The organism is Parendozoicomonas haliclonae (assembly GCF_900174585.1).
Classification (GTDB): Bacteria; Pseudomonadota; Gammaproteobacteria; order Pseudomonadales; family Endozoicomonadaceae; genus Sansalvadorimonas; species Sansalvadorimonas haliclonae.
In genome coordinates this window covers 218,777-232,917 of the sequence record NZ_FWPT01000007.1, presented here as the reverse complement: position 1 = coordinate 232,917, position 14,141 = coordinate 218,777, and the positions used below count along the sequence as shown (strand labels likewise).

16 protein-coding genes are annotated in these 14,141 nt (G+C 53.3%); 12 read left to right on the top strand and 4 right to left on the bottom strand.

Translation table 11 applies throughout. The annotated features are described in order from the left end of the window. Positions 1 to 107: 107 nt before the first annotated feature. The 7 genes from gspG to gspM are packed head-to-tail and all read left to right on the top strand — an operon-like array spanning position 108 to position 5,134. A complete protein-coding gene (gene gspG, locus EHSB41UT_RS15940) occupies positions 108 to 560 on the top strand; it encodes a type II secretion system major pseudopilin GspG (RefSeq protein WP_087111604.1) in 453 nt (150 codons plus the stop codon). After that, positions 561 to 1,133, top strand: coding sequence for a type II secretion system minor pseudopilin GspH (gene gspH, locus EHSB41UT_RS15935; RefSeq protein ID WP_133060539.1), 573 nt, complete (start codon positions 561 to 563; stop codon positions 1,131 to 1,133). It abuts the gene before it with no gap. Further along, positions 1,111 to 1,548 carry a type II secretion system minor pseudopilin GspI gene (gspI, locus tag EHSB41UT_RS15930; protein ID WP_165767289.1) on the top strand — a complete coding sequence of 146 codons (438 nt, stop codon included), beginning with the start codon at positions 1,111 to 1,113 and terminating at the stop codon, positions 1,546 to 1,548. The genes gspH and gspI overlap by 23 nt, the downstream gene beginning before the upstream one ends. Beyond that, complete coding sequence (gspJ, locus tag EHSB41UT_RS15925; RefSeq protein WP_165767288.1) at positions 1,538 to 2,293, top strand: type II secretion system minor pseudopilin GspJ; 756 nt, start codon at positions 1,538 to 1,540, stop codon at positions 2,291 to 2,293. The genes gspI and gspJ overlap by 11 nt, the downstream gene beginning before the upstream one ends. After that, positions 2,290 to 3,288 carry a type II secretion system minor pseudopilin GspK gene (gene gspK / locus EHSB41UT_RS15920; RefSeq protein WP_087111596.1) on the top strand — a complete coding sequence of 333 codons (999 nt, stop codon included), beginning with the start codon at positions 2,290 to 2,292 and terminating at the stop codon, positions 3,286 to 3,288. The genes gspJ and gspK overlap by 4 nt, the downstream gene beginning before the upstream one ends. A 2-nt stretch (positions 3,289 to 3,290) precedes the next feature. Continuing rightward, positions 3,291 to 4,631 (top strand): type II secretion system protein GspL, encoded by a 1,341-nt coding sequence (gene gspL / locus EHSB41UT_RS15915; RefSeq protein ID WP_087111594.1) that lies wholly within the window; start codon positions 3,291 to 3,293, stop codon positions 4,629 to 4,631. Further along, a complete protein-coding gene (gene gspM, locus EHSB41UT_RS15910) occupies positions 4,631 to 5,134 on the top strand; it encodes a type II secretion system protein GspM (RefSeq protein WP_087111592.1) in 504 nt (167 codons plus the stop codon). Before gspL ends, gspM begins: the two co-directional genes overlap by 1 nt. A gap of 52 nt (positions 5,135 to 5,186) precedes the next feature. Here gspM and EHSB41UT_RS15905 read toward each other — a convergent pair whose 3' ends face one another. From EHSB41UT_RS15905 to EHSB41UT_RS15895, 3 genes are all read right to left on the bottom strand, one after another. After that, a complete protein-coding gene (locus EHSB41UT_RS15905) occupies positions 5,187 to 5,564 on the bottom strand; it encodes an MAPEG family protein (RefSeq protein ID WP_087111590.1) in 378 nt (125 codons plus the stop codon). 128 nt (positions 5,565 to 5,692) lie between these two features. Then, a complete protein-coding gene (locus tag EHSB41UT_RS15900; RefSeq protein ID WP_133060538.1) occupies positions 5,693 to 6,364 on the bottom strand; it encodes a hypothetical protein in 672 nt (223 codons plus the stop codon). A 107-nt stretch (positions 6,365 to 6,471) separates the two neighbouring features. Further along, positions 6,472 to 7,494, bottom strand: a complete 1,023-nt coding sequence (locus EHSB41UT_RS15895) for an AraC family transcriptional regulator (RefSeq protein ID WP_087111586.1) — start codon at positions 7,492 to 7,494, stop codon at positions 6,472 to 6,474. A 219-nt stretch (positions 7,495 to 7,713) separates the two neighbouring features. Between EHSB41UT_RS15895 and EHSB41UT_RS15890 the strand changes: the two genes are divergently transcribed. Then, complete coding sequence (locus EHSB41UT_RS15890) at positions 7,714 to 9,753, top strand: NADPH-dependent 2,4-dienoyl-CoA reductase (protein WP_087111584.1); 2,040 nt, start codon at positions 7,714 to 7,716, stop codon at positions 9,751 to 9,753. Between the two features lie 38 nt (positions 9,754 to 9,791). On the opposite strand, the gene EHSB41UT_RS15885 is transcribed toward EHSB41UT_RS15890, so the two are convergent. Beyond that, on the bottom strand, positions 9,792 to 10,793 hold the full coding sequence (locus EHSB41UT_RS15885) for a DUF1853 family protein (protein WP_087111582.1): 1,002 nt from the start codon (positions 10,791 to 10,793) through the stop codon (positions 9,792 to 9,794). A gap of 222 nt (positions 10,794 to 11,015) precedes the next feature. Here EHSB41UT_RS15885 and EHSB41UT_RS15880 point away from each other — a divergent pair, with 222 nt between their 5' ends. The 4 genes from EHSB41UT_RS15880 (at position 11,016) to EHSB41UT_RS15865 (ending at position 14,117) form a co-directional block, all read left to right on the top strand. Then, positions 11,016 to 11,894, top strand: coding sequence for an NAD(+) kinase (locus EHSB41UT_RS15880; RefSeq protein ID WP_087111580.1), 879 nt, complete (start codon positions 11,016 to 11,018; stop codon positions 11,892 to 11,894). Between the two features lie 63 nt (positions 11,895 to 11,957). Beyond that, complete coding sequence (locus tag EHSB41UT_RS15875) at positions 11,958 to 12,842, top strand: rhomboid family intramembrane serine protease (RefSeq protein ID WP_087111578.1); 885 nt, start codon at positions 11,958 to 11,960, stop codon at positions 12,840 to 12,842. 154 nt (positions 12,843 to 12,996) lie between these two features. Continuing rightward, positions 12,997 to 13,257: a YeaC family protein gene (locus EHSB41UT_RS15870; RefSeq protein WP_087111576.1), complete on the top strand. Its 261-nt coding sequence runs from the start codon at positions 12,997 to 12,999 to the stop codon at positions 13,255 to 13,257. After that, positions 13,257 to 14,117, top strand: a complete 861-nt coding sequence (locus EHSB41UT_RS15865; protein ID WP_207626667.1) for a DUF2797 domain-containing protein — start codon at positions 13,257 to 13,259, stop codon at positions 14,115 to 14,117. The genes EHSB41UT_RS15870 and EHSB41UT_RS15865 overlap by 1 nt, the downstream gene beginning before the upstream one ends. Positions 14,118 to 14,141 lie beyond the last annotated feature (24 nt).

The window sequence follows — 14,141 nt, the reverse complement described above, 5'->3', positions numbered from 1 at the left end:
TGGTCGGAGTGTAAGGCCCTTATCGGGTCGCTTTTTTAAGAGCTAATTTAAGAACTATTTTAAAAACTAATTTAAGAACGAATCAGTTTTAAAGGGAGTGTGAGGTTATGACGCAGGTTCGAGGTGTATCCCGCAGACAGGCCGGCTTTACGCTGATTGAAATTATGGTTGTGGTGGTCATCCTCGGCGTACTGGCTGCGCTGGTGGTGCCGAATATTATGAGCCGTCCGGATCAGGCCAAGGTCACCGCTGCAAAGAGTGCGGTGAGTCAGATCAGCAGTGCCCTGGAACTGTACCGTCTCGATAACGGTTTCTATCCCAGCACTGAGCAGGGGCTGGAAGCGCTGGTCAATGAACCGACTGGTAACCCGGAACCCCGCAACTGGAATCCGGATGGTTATCTGAAGATGCGTGATCTTGAAGACCCCTGGGGTAACCCTTACCAGTATGAGCAGCCAGGCGCTCGCAACACCAATGGTTACGATATCTACTCATTGGGTGCCGATGGCCGGGTCGGTGGTGACGGTTTTAATGCTGACCTTGGCAACTGGGATCAATAAGTGAACGCAGGTCAGGCAGGATGCCTTTCCCGCTTTCCGGGTAGGATGCGCAGAGGCTGGACATGTCAGGGTAAGAGCCAAGGCTTTACCCTGATCGAAATTCTGGTGGTGTTGCTGATTATCGGCCTTGTGGTCGGATTGGCACTGGTGACACCGCGTTCTGCCGGGCCGGGTCAGCAGCTACAGGAAGAGTCCAACCGTCTGCAGATATTGATTGAACAGGCCCGGGAACGAGCCTTGATGGAAGATCGGGAACTGGGTTTTTCGTTGTCCGGCCAGTTTGGCTATCGCTGGTGGGTTTGGTCACGGGAGCAGGAAATCTGGCAGGAGCTGGAAGAGCAGAGCTTTCGGACCTACAAGCTCCCTGATGGAGTGCTACTCAATGATGTATCGGGTAAAAATAGCTCGACCACCGGCTCCCGGTTTATAGAAGAAGCCAAAAAGACACCCTCCTGGGTGATGTATTCCGATAACCAGATGACACCGTTCCGGCTGGAGTTTTCCCTGCGGGATGATGATCGACGAACAATGATACTGGAGAGTGATGGGATTGGACCGGTTACCAGCCCATGAGCCGCCAGGTCATGTTACCAACAGACGACAGCGCTCATCTGGCTTTACCCTGCTTGAAGTTCTGATTGCGCTGGCGGTCTTTGCCCTGGCGGCTTCGGCATTGCTGGTGACCGATGGTCGGGCCATCAAGCAGACCGCCCGTATCCAGGAGCTGGTGCAGGCTTCCTGGCTGGCAGAAAATCACCTCAACCGTTATTACGTCGAAGAAAACTTCCCGCCGACTGGAAAGCGTGCAACCAGTGTAGAGCAGAATGGCAAGAGCTGGACGGTTCGTGACCTGGTTACAGAGACCGGTCAAACCAATTTGCGCAAGGTGGAGGTGCAGGTCTTTGCCGGAGCCCGCAAGCCTGCCGACAAGGCCAAACCTCTTTACCGGCTGACCGGTTATGTGCGGAGGCCGGTCAATGACAAGTAGAGGTCGTGGTGCCGGTTTTACCTTACTGGAACTGCTGATCGCCGTTGCGATCTTCAGTCTGCTGGCTACGGCCTGTTACCGGTTATTCAAGTCGGTCAGCCGCACCCATGAAGTGTCTTCTGCGCTGTGGGAACAGAATGGTGATATCCAGCGGGCGCTGCTTATTCTGAATAAAGACTTTGCACAGCTGATACCCCGGCCTATTCGTAATGAGTTTGGTGATAAGGAAGCCTCACTGGTCGCTGCCAGTAATGGCAATGTGGTGATGAGTAAGGCCGGCTGGCGTAACTTTACCGGTGAGAAACGCAGCAATTTGCAACGGGTCGGTTACCGGGTTGATGGCGGACGGCTGATTCGCCGCTACTGGAACACTATGGACCGGGCGCCGGATACACCTTATGTGGAACAGGTTGTGCTGGATAATGTGCAGGGCTTTGTTCTGCGTTTCAGAGATGAGAAAAAGCGCTGGCAGAACAGCTGGCCGCCCTCCAGTGACAAGCAAAGTGAACGTTTGCTGATGTTGCCCTCGGCGGTTGAGTACACCATCGAGCATCAACGTCTGGGTAAGGTGCAGCAGCTGGTGGTCGGACCGGGCTTTGTGTTTAAGGAGCAGGAGGCCAAACCACCTGCGCCAGGGCCTCAATCTGGACCGCAATCGGGGCCCGATGGCAGGCCCGCACCACCTTCAGGTGATGAAACTTCTTCCGGTGATGCCACGATCTATCCGGGTGGAGCTGGCGGATGAGTTTCCAAAGCCCGAAGCGACAACAGGGTGTCGCGCTGATTTTTGTGATGTTGATCTTTGTGATGGTCACAGTGATGGCCAGCCGAATCATTACCGATCTGCATTTCAATACCGAGAAAACCGCCCGGCAGCTGCAATATCAACAGGCTCACCATTATGCGATGGGCGCGGAACAGTTTGTGGCTATGTTACTGGAAGAGGATTTTCAGCGGGACAAGCAATCCAAAAAGCCCAAAGATCACTGGTTTGAGCCCTGGGCAGAGCAGGATCAGCCGCTGGATACCGAAGAGGGTGAAATCACCATTATGACCCTCGATGATCAGGGTCGTTTCAATCTGAATATGCTGGCCAGCCATGGCAAAGAGGATAAGCCGGATAAAGACAAACTGGAGATGCTGATTCGCCTGCTGGCCTCACAGAATATTGATGCTCAGGTGGCTTACCGTCTGCAGGATTGGGTGGACAGTAATCAGGACCCGCTGCCCGGTGGTGCCGAAGATAATACCTATCTGTTGCTGACACCGCCGTACCGCACCAGCGACAGTGCGCTGGCTTCGGTGTCGGAGCTGCGGCTGCTGGATGTGCTGACTCCGGAAGAGTTTGATAAGTTGGTACCGCTGGTATCGGTTCTGCCCTCGGGTGATGGCATCAATATCAATACCGCCACGGCCGGCGTGCTCCGCAGCCTTAGCGAGCGGATCAGTGAGACAGACGCCAAAGGCTTTGTTGACGGGCGCAGTAAGGATGGCTTTGCTGATATGAAGGAAGTCACCAACCATCCATTGCTGAAAAACAAGATCAGTAAAAAAGCGGAAAGCCTGATCACCCTGAACAGCAGTTATTTCAGTGTCTATGTAAAGGCGCAGTATCGGGACATGACCTTTTACCAGCACAGCCGGCTGGCCCGTGACAAGGAAGGTAAGGTCCGCGTGATTTCCAGAGAGATGGGTGTGTTTCCCGGCTGGGTAAAAACTTTAAGAGAATCGGTGAGGTGACCATGAAAATACAGCTGGTGGTCAGACAACTTGCAGGTTTTTGGCTTGATGAGGGAGCCGGAACTCTGGAGTGGTGCTGGGTTGACCGGGATGGGCAACCGGATGGTCACTGCCTGACCGGAAGCCTCACAGAGCTGGGCGATTGGTATGGGCAGCTCTCCGATGATGATCAGGAGCTGCCGGTCAGCCTTGTGGTGTCGGGGGATCTCAGTGGTTGTTTCCGCAAAACTCTGCAAGATAATCAGCGCAAGCACTGGCAACAGGCCTTGCCTTATCTGCTGGAAGAGCAGCTGGCTTCGGATATTGATGCCCTGCATCTGGTCTCCAGCCCGGAAGAAGGGTTGGTGGCCGCCAGTGCCGGCTGGATTCGTGCATCCACCTTGTCAGCATTGATCAGGGTTTACCGTGAGGCTGGCGTCGAACTGCAGCGGGTGTTGCCGGAAAGCCAGTTCCTGCAGGCTGATGAGCAACAGGTTTCAGTCTGGATTGAAGGGGCATCGGCCTATGTCGCCATCCCGGGAAATTATGGCCAGTGGCTGGATAGCACGGCACTGGAACTGGTTGTGCCGAGTCTTCTGGCTGATGACGATGAACAGGACGAACTGGCGGTAGAGATTGAGTCGGATGAAGAGAATCCTGAACAGGAAACTGTGGTGGCCGCAGGTGTGCAGATCAGTTACGGCCCGGCGGACCAGGCAGCAGCGCAGCATTTAGCCGAGCTTGCCGGTGTCCCGGTGGATAGTCAGGAGCGGGCTGGTGAAACTCTGCTGCCGGTGATTCTTCCTGCCCTTGCTACCCGCATGCGTAATCGCAAGCTGTTGGATCTGCGAACCGGTGCGTTCAAATGCACGCGCCGATCTTCCAAACGCTGGCGGCTGTGGCGGCCTGTTGCGATAACTGCAGGTGTCTGGCTGGGGTTGGAACTGCTGTTTAATGTGGGTAGCGGTTTTTACTTCCAGAGCCGGACGGAAGCACTGAAAGAAGAGAATCTGGACACCTATCTTGAGTTGCGCCCGGATGACCGACGGGTTGTTGATGTGCGGCATAACCTGACCCGGTTTCTGAAAGAAGCCAACAGTCAGAACAGTAACCCTGCATTTCTGGATATCCTGAAAACCGTTTCGGTGGTTTCGGCCAGTGATGCTGGTGAACCGGTCACGCCCCGCAGTATCGACTTCAACGAATCCAATGGCCGGCTGTCTCTGGATGTGCGGGCCGAGAGTTTTGAATCCCTGAACCGTTATCTGGACGCTCTGAAATCTGCCGGCCTGCGCGCCCAGATGGAAACCGGTAACCAGGATGGTGAAGGTGTGGCTGCCCGACTGACTGTAAGGAGTGCCTGATGAGCGTCATTATGGATAAGCTGTCGCCTTACCTGGATCAGGCCCGTGATCGGTTTGAGCAGTTGCCGGTCAAGGATCAGCGTGCTCTTAGCGCACTGACTATTTTTCTGGTGATTGTGGTGTTCTGGTATTTGATCTGGGTGCCATTGGATCAGTGGGCGGACCGTGAGCATGATCAGCTGGTCACCGAGCGGGAGACTCAGGAGTTTCTGGCCAAGAACTATCAGCGGGCCAAAGAGATTGTGAAGTCTCGCAGCTCAGGCCCGAAAAAGGATGCGGCTTCCGTGATTGCCAGCAGTGGTCGTGCTGCTGGTCTTGAACTGGCGCGAGTGCAGCCGGCTCGGCAGGGCGTATCCGTCTGGCTGGATGAAGCGCCGTACCAAAAACTATTGGGCTGGCTGGTGCAGTTGCATAACCGGGAAGGTTTGGATGTGCGGCAGATCAGAATAGAAAAGACTGATCAGCCCGGTGTGGTCAAAGCCTTTCTGCGTCTCTCAAGATAATCCCATCATCGGGTTAGCTGGCTGAACAGCTAACCCGTACGCTTTTCTACTCTTAGCTCGACATCACAAAGAACGCCACATTACAGGCGACAGCGGCGACCCATACCAGGGAGCGCAGCAAGTGTTTATCGATCAGATAAAAAATACCGAACAGTACCCGCAGGCCAATATAAGTCAGTGCCAGGGTATCCATGGTGGACTGTTCCATCTTGCCAATCTGGTGAGCGATGATCACCGCAGCAGCAAAGAAAGGAAACGCTTCAAAACTGTTGAGGTGAGCCCCGTGAGCGCGGGCACCAAAGCCTTCCAGCGATGCCATAAACTGTCGTGGACGACGGTTGCTAAAACCGGGCTTGGATTTTTTTGCGATCAAGGCCCAGATCATGGGCATGAGAGCAGCAGCGAGTACGCACCAGTAAGCGATGGTCATGGATATCTATCCTTTGTTGTTATTGGTTATCAGGAAATTTCAAGGATTATGAATGGCTGAGCAGCAGGTGGGAAGTCTTTCAGGCTGGCGAGTGATGACTTGTCAGCCTGAAAGAGTGGATAACCGCTTTATTGTCTTTTCGATTTACGTTGAGCGGAACGCTTGGGGCGTGGCTCAATATCCTCTTTTATGCGTTTGGTTTCTGGCAGCGCATTGAATCTTTCTATCAGTTCAAGATGACGTTTTTGGGCGCGTGCTTTCACATCTGCCATAGAGCCAGAAAGGTTGCGTCGTGCGATCTCTTCCAGCATCTGACTTTTATAGCCTCTGACCTTGTCCTGATCCTCATCGCTCAGTCCATGTCGAGAATGCAATAGGTACTCACAGAGTGATTGAACATTGTTCAATGCATCCTCTTGAGCGGTCATAATTTTTGACAGGCTACCATGTCTGGTAAAGAGATAATCCAGGCCCGCCAGTACAGCCTTGGGCTCTTTAAGCGCCAGTTCACAGAACAGTCTTTTCTGGGTTGGATGTCCTGGCAGCGTTTCTAATCCAAAGACATAAAGATAGCTCCAGGGAGTAGGGGTGTGGGATTGCAGTGTTTCCAGAAAGCCTGGCTGTTGCTCGACGACAGTTGCAGTACGGGTTTGGATATTGGTATCGGCTGGTGGATTGACGGTTGCCTCATCTTTTGTTGGGAGTTGGTTGTGGGTGGAGCTGCTACCAACCGGTGATGCTGCTGGTGTGCCCCATAGCATTCCCCAAAGACTGGATCCTTTTTGAATCGCCCACTGCATACCTGTTACCTCGAATTGGTTGTCAATATCAGAGGTAAGACCGCCGGCAGGCTGAGTGTCGTCATCAAAGTATGGTTTGGTTAGTGGTTATTGCTGGCTAGTCAGTATTAATTGTTCACTGGCTGGTTCTGCCGGCGGTATTCACCCGGCGGCAGGCCGGTCCAGCGTTTAAACGCTCGCTGGAAGGCTTCTGTTGATGAGAAGCCGGTCAGGTAAGCGACCTCGGAAACCGCAGTGGCGGTATTGGCCAGATAGCTGCCGGCCAGCTCCTTGCGTGTCTGTTCAAGGATTTCTTTAAAGGTGGTGTTTTCTTCCTGGAGTTTCCGGCGAAGGGTCCAGTGCGGTGTTTTCAAAGCCTCGGCAATAATTTCCAAGGTGCATGGTTTTGGCAGGCAGGCTGCAATCGCTCTGGCGGTTTTATGGCTGATAGTCAGTGGATGAGAGATGCTTTCCAGCTGTGTTTGGCAAAGACTAACCATACGGCGATGGTCTGGTAGGGAAGCGAACAGCAGACGTGTTTGTTCGGCACCTTCTTTTAGAATGACGGCATTTTGCGGCTGGCCGAATTCAATCCTGCAGCTGAGTTCCCGGGTGTAGTGGCTGACATAGTGGGGGGCCTCAAACTCGATAGTCATGGCTTCCACCAGATCACTTCGTCCGGTCAGTTGTTCACAAAGTTGTACCCAGCCAGCCAGAATACTGTCCACGACAAAACGGTTGTACTCGTTATAAGGGGCAATGGAATAAAAACAGAGATGTGACTGAAGAGCATCTCTGTGCCACTGACTGCTGCCTCGGATATTGCGGGCATAGAGCGGCTCAAATCGGGTCAGCGTTTCCAGAGCATCACCTAAAGTTGGCGCGGTTATGGCCGCCATACCTGCCAGTCCGGCGCCAGTCAGGCCACCAAGTCTTCCAGCCTCAAGGCCTAAGCCTGGATTATCAGTCAGATCAATCAAAGCTTCGCCAATACGCATAAAACGGGCAATGCTCAACCACTGCCCGGGATGCTGCAGCTGCTCTTCCTGAAAGCCGTACTGAGCCAATACCTGTTCCGGGTTGCGGTCGTTTTGTCGGGTGGCTTCCAGAAGCGGGAGCAGGAAGTCGGTGGAGAGCTCGCCAAGATTCATATGCAACGTGCTCTCCCTTGGCCCGCTCGCAGTATGCCGTGCGGGATACTGTGCAGTGAAATCAACTTTTTGTTGGCGTTAGTCATTGCTGCGACCGGTTTCTATGGTTATGTTTTGCTGCAGTCAGTACATATCCCTAAAAATTATACTGAATTTATACGACGACAGATAACAACAATACCGCCATTGCCGCGATAACCGAAAGAATGAGAAAGCACCATGAGTGAACACTATCCCCACTTGATGGCTCCACTGGATCTTGGCTTTATGACGCTGCGCAATCGGTCCCTGATGGGTTCGATGCATACCGGTCTGGAAGAGCGTCCCAATGGTTTCGAGCGAATGGCCGCCTATTTTGCTGAGCGGGCCCGTGGTGGGGTTGGGCTGATCGTAACCGGTGGTATCGGTCCCAACGAGGAAGGCTGTGTGGCTATGGGGGCTGCCAAGCTGACCAATGAAGAAGAAGCTTTTCAGCACCGCAAGGTCACCACTGCGGTTCATCAGGAGGGTGGCGCGATCTGTTTGCAGATTCTCCATGCCGGCCGCTATGCCTATAACCCGAACAGTGTTGGCCCTTCTGCCGTCAAAGCTCCCATTAATCCGTTTACCCCGAAAGAGCTGAGCGAAGAAGAAATTGAAAAGCAGATTCGCGACTTTGTGAATTGTGCCGCTCTGGCTAAGCATGCCGGCTATGACGGTGTGGAGATTATGGGCTCAGAAGGGTACTTCATTAACCAGTTTATCTCTGAGCGGGTAAATAAGCGCACCGATCAGTGGGGCGGCAGTTATGAGAACCGCATCCGTCTGCCGCTGGAGATTATCCGACGGGTGCGCGAATCGGTTGGTGAAAACTTTATTATTATCTACCGCCTTTCCATGCTGGATCTGGTTGAAGGTGGCAGCAGCTGGGATGAAATTGTGACCCTGGCCAAAGAGGTGGAAAAGGCTGGCGCGACCATTATTAATACAGGTATCGGCTGGCACGAGGCGCGAATTCCTACGATTGCCACCATGGTGCCGCGAGGCGCTTTTGCCCAGGTGACTCAAAAACTCAAAGGCGAAGTGACCATTCCTTTAATTACCACCAATCGGATCAATACCCCGGATGTGGCGGAAAGCATTCTGGCTGCCGGGATGGCGGATATGGTGTCTATGGCCCGACCTTTGCTGGCTGACCCGGAGTTTATGAATAAGGCCGCAGCGGGCAAGAGTGAAGAGATCAATACCTGCATCGGCTGTAATCAGGCCTGTCTGGATCATACCTTCTCCGGCAAGCTGACCAGCTGCCTGGTCAACCCGCGAGCCTGCTATGAAACCGAGCTGAATTATATTCCGCTGCATCATAGTGATGGTGGAAAGAATATTGCTGTTGTCGGTGCCGGCCCTGCGGGTCTGGCTTTCTCTACCATTGCCGCCGAGCGTGGCCATACCGTGACATTGTTTGATCAGGGGGATGAGATTGGTGGGCAGTTTAATATCGCCAAAAAGATTCCTGGCAAGGAAGAGTTTCATGAGACCTTGCGCTACTTTGCCAACCGCCTGAAAAAGACCGGCGTTAAAGTACGATTGGGTAAACGTGTAGAGGCTGACCAATTAGCTGAGGCCGGGTATGACCATGTGGTACTGGCGACCGGTATCAGTCCACGCACTCCGGAGATTGAAGGTGTCGATCATCCCAAGGTGCTGAGTTACCTCGATGTGTTGAAGTCTGGCAAGCAGGTAGGCGACAAGGTTGCAGTGATTGGTGCGGGCGGGATTGGTTTTGATGTTTCTGAATATCTGACCCATGTCGGTAAATCATCCAGTACTGATATCAAGACCTTCTATAAAGAGTGGGGCGTTGACCCTGAACTTCAGGCCCGTGGTGGTGTGGAGGGGGTGGTTGCCCAGCCCGGTAAGTCTCCGCGTCAGGTCTGGTTGTTACAGCGCAAGCGTAACAAGGTCGGTCAGAATCTCGGTAAAACCACCGGCTGGATTCACCGTGCCACTTTAAAAACCAAAGGTGTGCAGATGCTGAACCTGGTGGAGTACCGGAAGATCGATGATGCCGGTCTGCATATCACCCGCGATGGAGAGGAGATGCTGCTGGATGTGGATAATGTGATTATCTGTGCCGGGCAGGAACCTTTGCGGGACCTTCAGGACGGATTGCAGTCCGCAGGTGTGGATGTGATTCTGATTGGTGGTGCCGATGAAGCCCGTGAGCTGGATGCCAAGCGGGCTATCGACCAGGCTTCACGGCTGGCGGCGGAGATCTGAATCTAATGGATAAACAGGCGTTGATCGACGCCTGTTTATCAGGCCGGATTGGTTAGCTTCTGGTTTAGCCGATCCAGCCAATCATCCGGTGTTACGAAAAAGGGTCGCCCTTCCGGAATTTGTGGCATCACCAGCTGTGGGCGTTTGCGTTGTTTGTTCTCGCCTGAGAAGTGTTGCTTTAGGTGGGCAATCAGTTCGTCTTCTGATAAGGCGGATACGTCATCGGTTTCCCCCTGTTCCGCCAGGGCGGTAAGGTTGAGCCACTGCTGCCGCGAAGGAATCATAAAGGCCTTTGCCGATAAGGTCGCAAGATAATCCGATAACTGTTCAAAGGGTAGCCAGTCACCACGCAGGTGATTCGGATTGACCTGTTCAGGCTCGGCGCAAGGCTGCTGCCAGGGGTAAAACAGATAGCCTTGCAGCAAAACTTCCTGCTGCCAGTCAGTATTTGCCGGGCTGATATGAGAAAGGGTCTGTTCACCGGGCTCGGTTTTGGAGAGATTGATCTGGTGTTCAAACATCAGCGCCATCTTTCGGCCCAGCTGATCGGCCTGATCCGGTCCCACCCAGTCATACCAGTCGCCCTTGCTCTCGGGTTTGCCAAGATAAAATTTTATCGCCAGCTCTTGATGAATATATCGGTCACCCGCCCGATAAAGCAGATCAAACTCTCCCAGTGTTCTTCCTTTCTCCTGAACCTGCAGGTTGGTCGCCAGCACCTCATATTCAGTGATGGACTGATACAGCGACAGCCACAGGGTTTCATAACGAATGCCCAGACGGGTGGAGCGCCGTGCCGTCAGGGTTTCCAGAAATGCGGTGGTTTGTTCATGGGAAGGATGGCTCAGATCATGGCAGACCTGCTTGCGCCTGTCCGGAGAAAGCCAGGGCAGCTGGCTGGATAGCAGGCACGGGTGGGCTGAAGGATCGAGAAGCATGGGGCTTTGTAACAGCCACTTGAGTTCGCCGGTTGTCAGAGCCAGTGGCTGTGTAACATAACCCATTCCCGCTCCCCGGCGATTGTTGATCCTGTACTTCATGCTACCAAACTCATGGCCTGCGGACTAACGTCTGGGCAGGTCGTACTTTTCACAGGCATCGCCGCAGGTTTTAGCAGAATCCTGCTTCACGATCGGGTATGCTCATTATTAGAGGCCAGAACCCATACCGCCCATGGAGGGATTTTTCTTGTTCGCTCTCTGACTGAGTGGGTAGTTTGTTTATAATGGCTATATAAATTAATTTCATAACGTCCCGCATTTATGGAACAGTTCAAACACATTGGGGTGATCGGTCGTATGGGCAGTGTCCAGGTTGTGGACACCCTGAAGCGTCTGAAAACCTTTCTGCTCTCCCGCGATCTTCATGTCATCATCGAAGACAGTATTGCTCAGCTGATGCCCGGTCATGGGCTGCAGGTCTGCAGTCGCAAGATGATGGGCGAGATCTGTGATCTGGTTATTGTTATTGGCGGTGACGGCAGTCTTCTGGGCGCGGCCCGGGCGCTGGCTCGTTCCAATGTGCCGGTGCTGGGAATTAACCGTGGCAGCCTGGGCTTTCTGACCGATATTCAGCCGGACAAGCTGGAAGAGCAGATCGGCGATGTGCTGGATGGCAAGTATATTGTTGAGAGCCGCTTCCTGCTGGAAGCCGATCTCAAGCGTAATGGTGAATCCATTGGTCATTCCAATGCCTTGAATGAGGTAGCGCTGCAGCCGGGTAAAGTGACCCGGATGATCGAGTTTGAACTGTTTGTGGATGGTCAGTTTGTTTACAGCCAGCGTTCTGATGGTCTGATCGTAGCAACACCGACCGGTTCCACTGCTTATGCGTTGTCTGGTGGCGGCCCGATCATGCATCCGCGGCTGGATGCGGTGGTGCTGGTGCCGATCTTCCCTCATACCCTGAGCAGTCGTCCTATCGTGATTGATGGCAACAGTGAGGTGAAGATTGTGATCAGCCGGGATAACCCGACCTACCCGCAGATCTCCTGTGATGGGCAGGTGCATATCACGGCTGCACCGGGTGATACCCTGTCGATTCGCAAGAAGCCGTTTAAACTGCGGCTGATTCATCCGTTGAATCACAATTACTATGAAGTGTGCCGAACCAAGCTGGGCTGGGGTAACCGCCTCGCCTGATGATTGATCCTGTGATGACAGATAGGCTGATTATCCTCAGCTCTGTTAAGGAAAAGCCCATTCATGCTGCGTCTATTTGACCGTCCGGTAGAAGAGGATCTTCTGCCTTTTTCCGCCTTTCTCTGGCGGCAGCGCGTCCCCCATAAAATTACCGAAGAGGGTGGTCGGCAGGTGCTCTGGCTGGAGCACCCTGCGCAGGAGGATGAGGTGCTGACCTGGTTTGCCCAGTGGCAGTCCGGTTTGCTGCAGTTAAGTAAGGTTAAGGTTTCCTGGAAGGGGGCTGGTGGTTTTCTGTCCGGCCCGCTGGCGGATTGGATGCGTATCCCGGTTACTCTGCTGCTGATAGTTGCTTCGCTGGTGGTCGCGTTTCTGACCGGGCTGGGCAACAACTATGAAACTGTCGCCTGGTTCAGTATGAGTGAGTATCTCGTACAGGGCGATAAGATCCGTTATCTGCCTTTGTCGGCTATGTATGAGCATGGTGACTTTTCCTGGCTGTTCAGTTGGCGGGTTATCACTCCTATCTTTCTGCACTTTGGTGTTTTCCATCTGGTCTTCAATATGCTCTGGCTTTTGGATCTGGGGCATCGTATAGAGTTACGCCATAAAGGGCTGTTTCTGGCGCTGCTGGTGCTGTTTACCGGAGCGGTGTCCAATATCGTTCAGTTTGTTTCCGCCGATGGTTTCCCCTTGTTTGGTGGTATGTCCGGGGTGATCTTTGGCCTGTTGGGCTTTTGCTGGATTCGGGAACGGTTTGAGCCCGGGTGTTATAAGGTTCCGTCCGGCATTTATATGTTTATGATGGCCTGGCTGTTGATTGGCTTTACCGGGATTCTCGGGAGTCTGGGGTTGGGCCAGATTGCCAATGGCGCCCATGCCGGTGGTTTGTTGTCCGGCGTCGCCTTTGGTTATCTTTATAATCGTTTTTTTGTGCGGTCTGCTATTTGAGCTTTCGGAGAAAAAACTTTGATTCACCACGCTGCAGGACTATCCCTGTCCTGAAGCGTTCTCAGGCCATCCCTGGCCTTTGTTCATTCAAAGCTTTTTCTCCTCTTTGAACGTTTCGCCACCGGCCTGTTTGTTGGTGAGTTGAGGGGGGAGTATGAGTTTCCAGGATTTTGTTGCGTCATTAACGCCGGAAGTTGTCGCCAATCTGCGTCGTGGTGTGGAACTGGGGAAATGGCCTGATGGTCGTCCGCTGACCCCGGAGCAGCGTGAGCAGAGTCTTGAAGCGGTGCTGGCCTGGGAGGCCAAACATCTGCCGGAAGATCAGCGTACCGGTTATATGTCCCAGAGCTGCAAAAGCGGTGGGAAAAAAGATGATGCCCAGGAAGAGTCCATTCTTCGTTTTCAGGATGCCTGATGTCTGAGTTGCTTTTAGAGACAGGTTCGGTGACCGGATCTGTCGTCAAAATGAAATCTGTTCTCGGTGAGAATGGGGAACCGGTCAGCTACAACCTGCCGATTGGTGATGAGCTGATCGATATGAATGCCTTGTTGGGCAGGCAGGTCTCTCTGGCTGCGACCGGTAATATCTTTTGTACCCACTGCAGCCGTAAAACCAAAAAAAGCTTTAGTCAGGGGTTTTGCTGGCCGTGCTTCCAGAAGCTGGCCTGCTGTGACTCCTGCATTATGAGCCCGGAGAAATGTCACTACGATAAAGGCACCTGTCGTGAGCCGGCCTGGGGCGAGGAGTTCTGCATGACAGATCATATCGTCTACCTGGCTAACTCTTCCGGCATGAAGGTGGGTATTACCCGTGCTTCCCAGGTGCCGACCCGCTGGATTGATCAGGGCGCTGTTCAGGCACTGCCGATACTGCGGGTAGCGACACGACAGCTGTCTGGTTTTGTGGAGGATATGCTGCGTCAGGAAGTGAAGGATAAAACCAACTGGCGGGCGATGCTGAAAGGGCAGGTGGATGTTCTTGATCTTGAGCAGGCTCGGGAAGATCTGCTGGATCGGTATGCCTATGGCATTGAGTCTCTGCTGGAAGAGCATGGTCTGCAGGCTGTGCAGCCGATCAGCAGTGATGTGCTGCCGATTGAAATTCGTTATCCTGTGCTGGAATATCCAACCAAAGTGACCTCTTTTAATCTGGATAAAAATCCGGTGGCCGAAGGAACGTTGCTCGGAATCAAAGGGCAGTATCTGATATTTGATACCGGTGTGATCAATATCCGCAAGTATACGGCCTACGAACTAACAATAACGACACCATGATTATTGCCGGGGCATTGGGTGATC

What these genes read in the sequence shown, in the direction of transcription:
- EHSB41UT_RS15885 (WP_087111582.1), bottom strand. Translation starts at nt 10,793, where the DNA reads ATGAAGTACAGGATCAACAATCGCCGGGGAGCGGGAATGGGTTATGTT.
- gspG (WP_087111604.1), top strand. Translation starts at nt 108, where the DNA reads ATGACGCAGGTTCGAGGTGTATCCCGCAGACAGGCCGGCTTTACGCTG.
- EHSB41UT_RS15865 (WP_207626667.1), top strand. Translation starts at nt 13,257, where the DNA reads ATGTCTGAGTTGCTTTTAGAGACAGGTTCGGTGACCGGATCTGTCGTC.
- gspJ (WP_165767288.1), top strand. Translation starts at nt 1,538, where the DNA reads ATGACAAGTAGAGGTCGTGGTGCCGGTTTTACCTTACTGGAACTGCTG.
- EHSB41UT_RS15870 (WP_087111576.1), top strand. Translation starts at nt 12,997, where the DNA reads ATGAGTTTCCAGGATTTTGTTGCGTCATTAACGCCGGAAGTTGTCGCC.
- EHSB41UT_RS15900 (WP_133060538.1), bottom strand. Translation starts at nt 6,364, where the DNA reads ATGCAGTGGGCGATTCAAAAAGGATCCAGTCTTTGGGGAATGCTATGG.
- gspK (WP_087111596.1), top strand. Translation starts at nt 2,290, where the DNA reads ATGAGTTTCCAAAGCCCGAAGCGACAACAGGGTGTCGCGCTGATTTTT.
- EHSB41UT_RS15890 (WP_087111584.1), top strand. Translation starts at nt 7,714, where the DNA reads ATGAGTGAACACTATCCCCACTTGATGGCTCCACTGGATCTTGGCTTT.
- EHSB41UT_RS15875 (WP_087111578.1), top strand. Translation starts at nt 11,958, where the DNA reads ATGCTGCGTCTATTTGACCGTCCGGTAGAAGAGGATCTTCTGCCTTTT.
- EHSB41UT_RS15895 (WP_087111586.1), bottom strand. Translation starts at nt 7,494, where the DNA reads ATGAATCTTGGCGAGCTCTCCACCGACTTCCTGCTCCCGCTTCTGGAA.
- gspM (WP_087111592.1), top strand. Translation starts at nt 4,631, where the DNA reads ATGAGCGTCATTATGGATAAGCTGTCGCCTTACCTGGATCAGGCCCGT.
- gspL (WP_087111594.1), top strand. Translation starts at nt 3,291, where the DNA reads ATGAAAATACAGCTGGTGGTCAGACAACTTGCAGGTTTTTGGCTTGAT.
- EHSB41UT_RS15880 (WP_087111580.1), top strand. Translation starts at nt 11,016, where the DNA reads ATGGAACAGTTCAAACACATTGGGGTGATCGGTCGTATGGGCAGTGTC.
- EHSB41UT_RS15905 (WP_087111590.1), bottom strand. Translation starts at nt 5,564, where the DNA reads ATGACCATCGCTTACTGGTGCGTACTCGCTGCTGCTCTCATGCCCATG.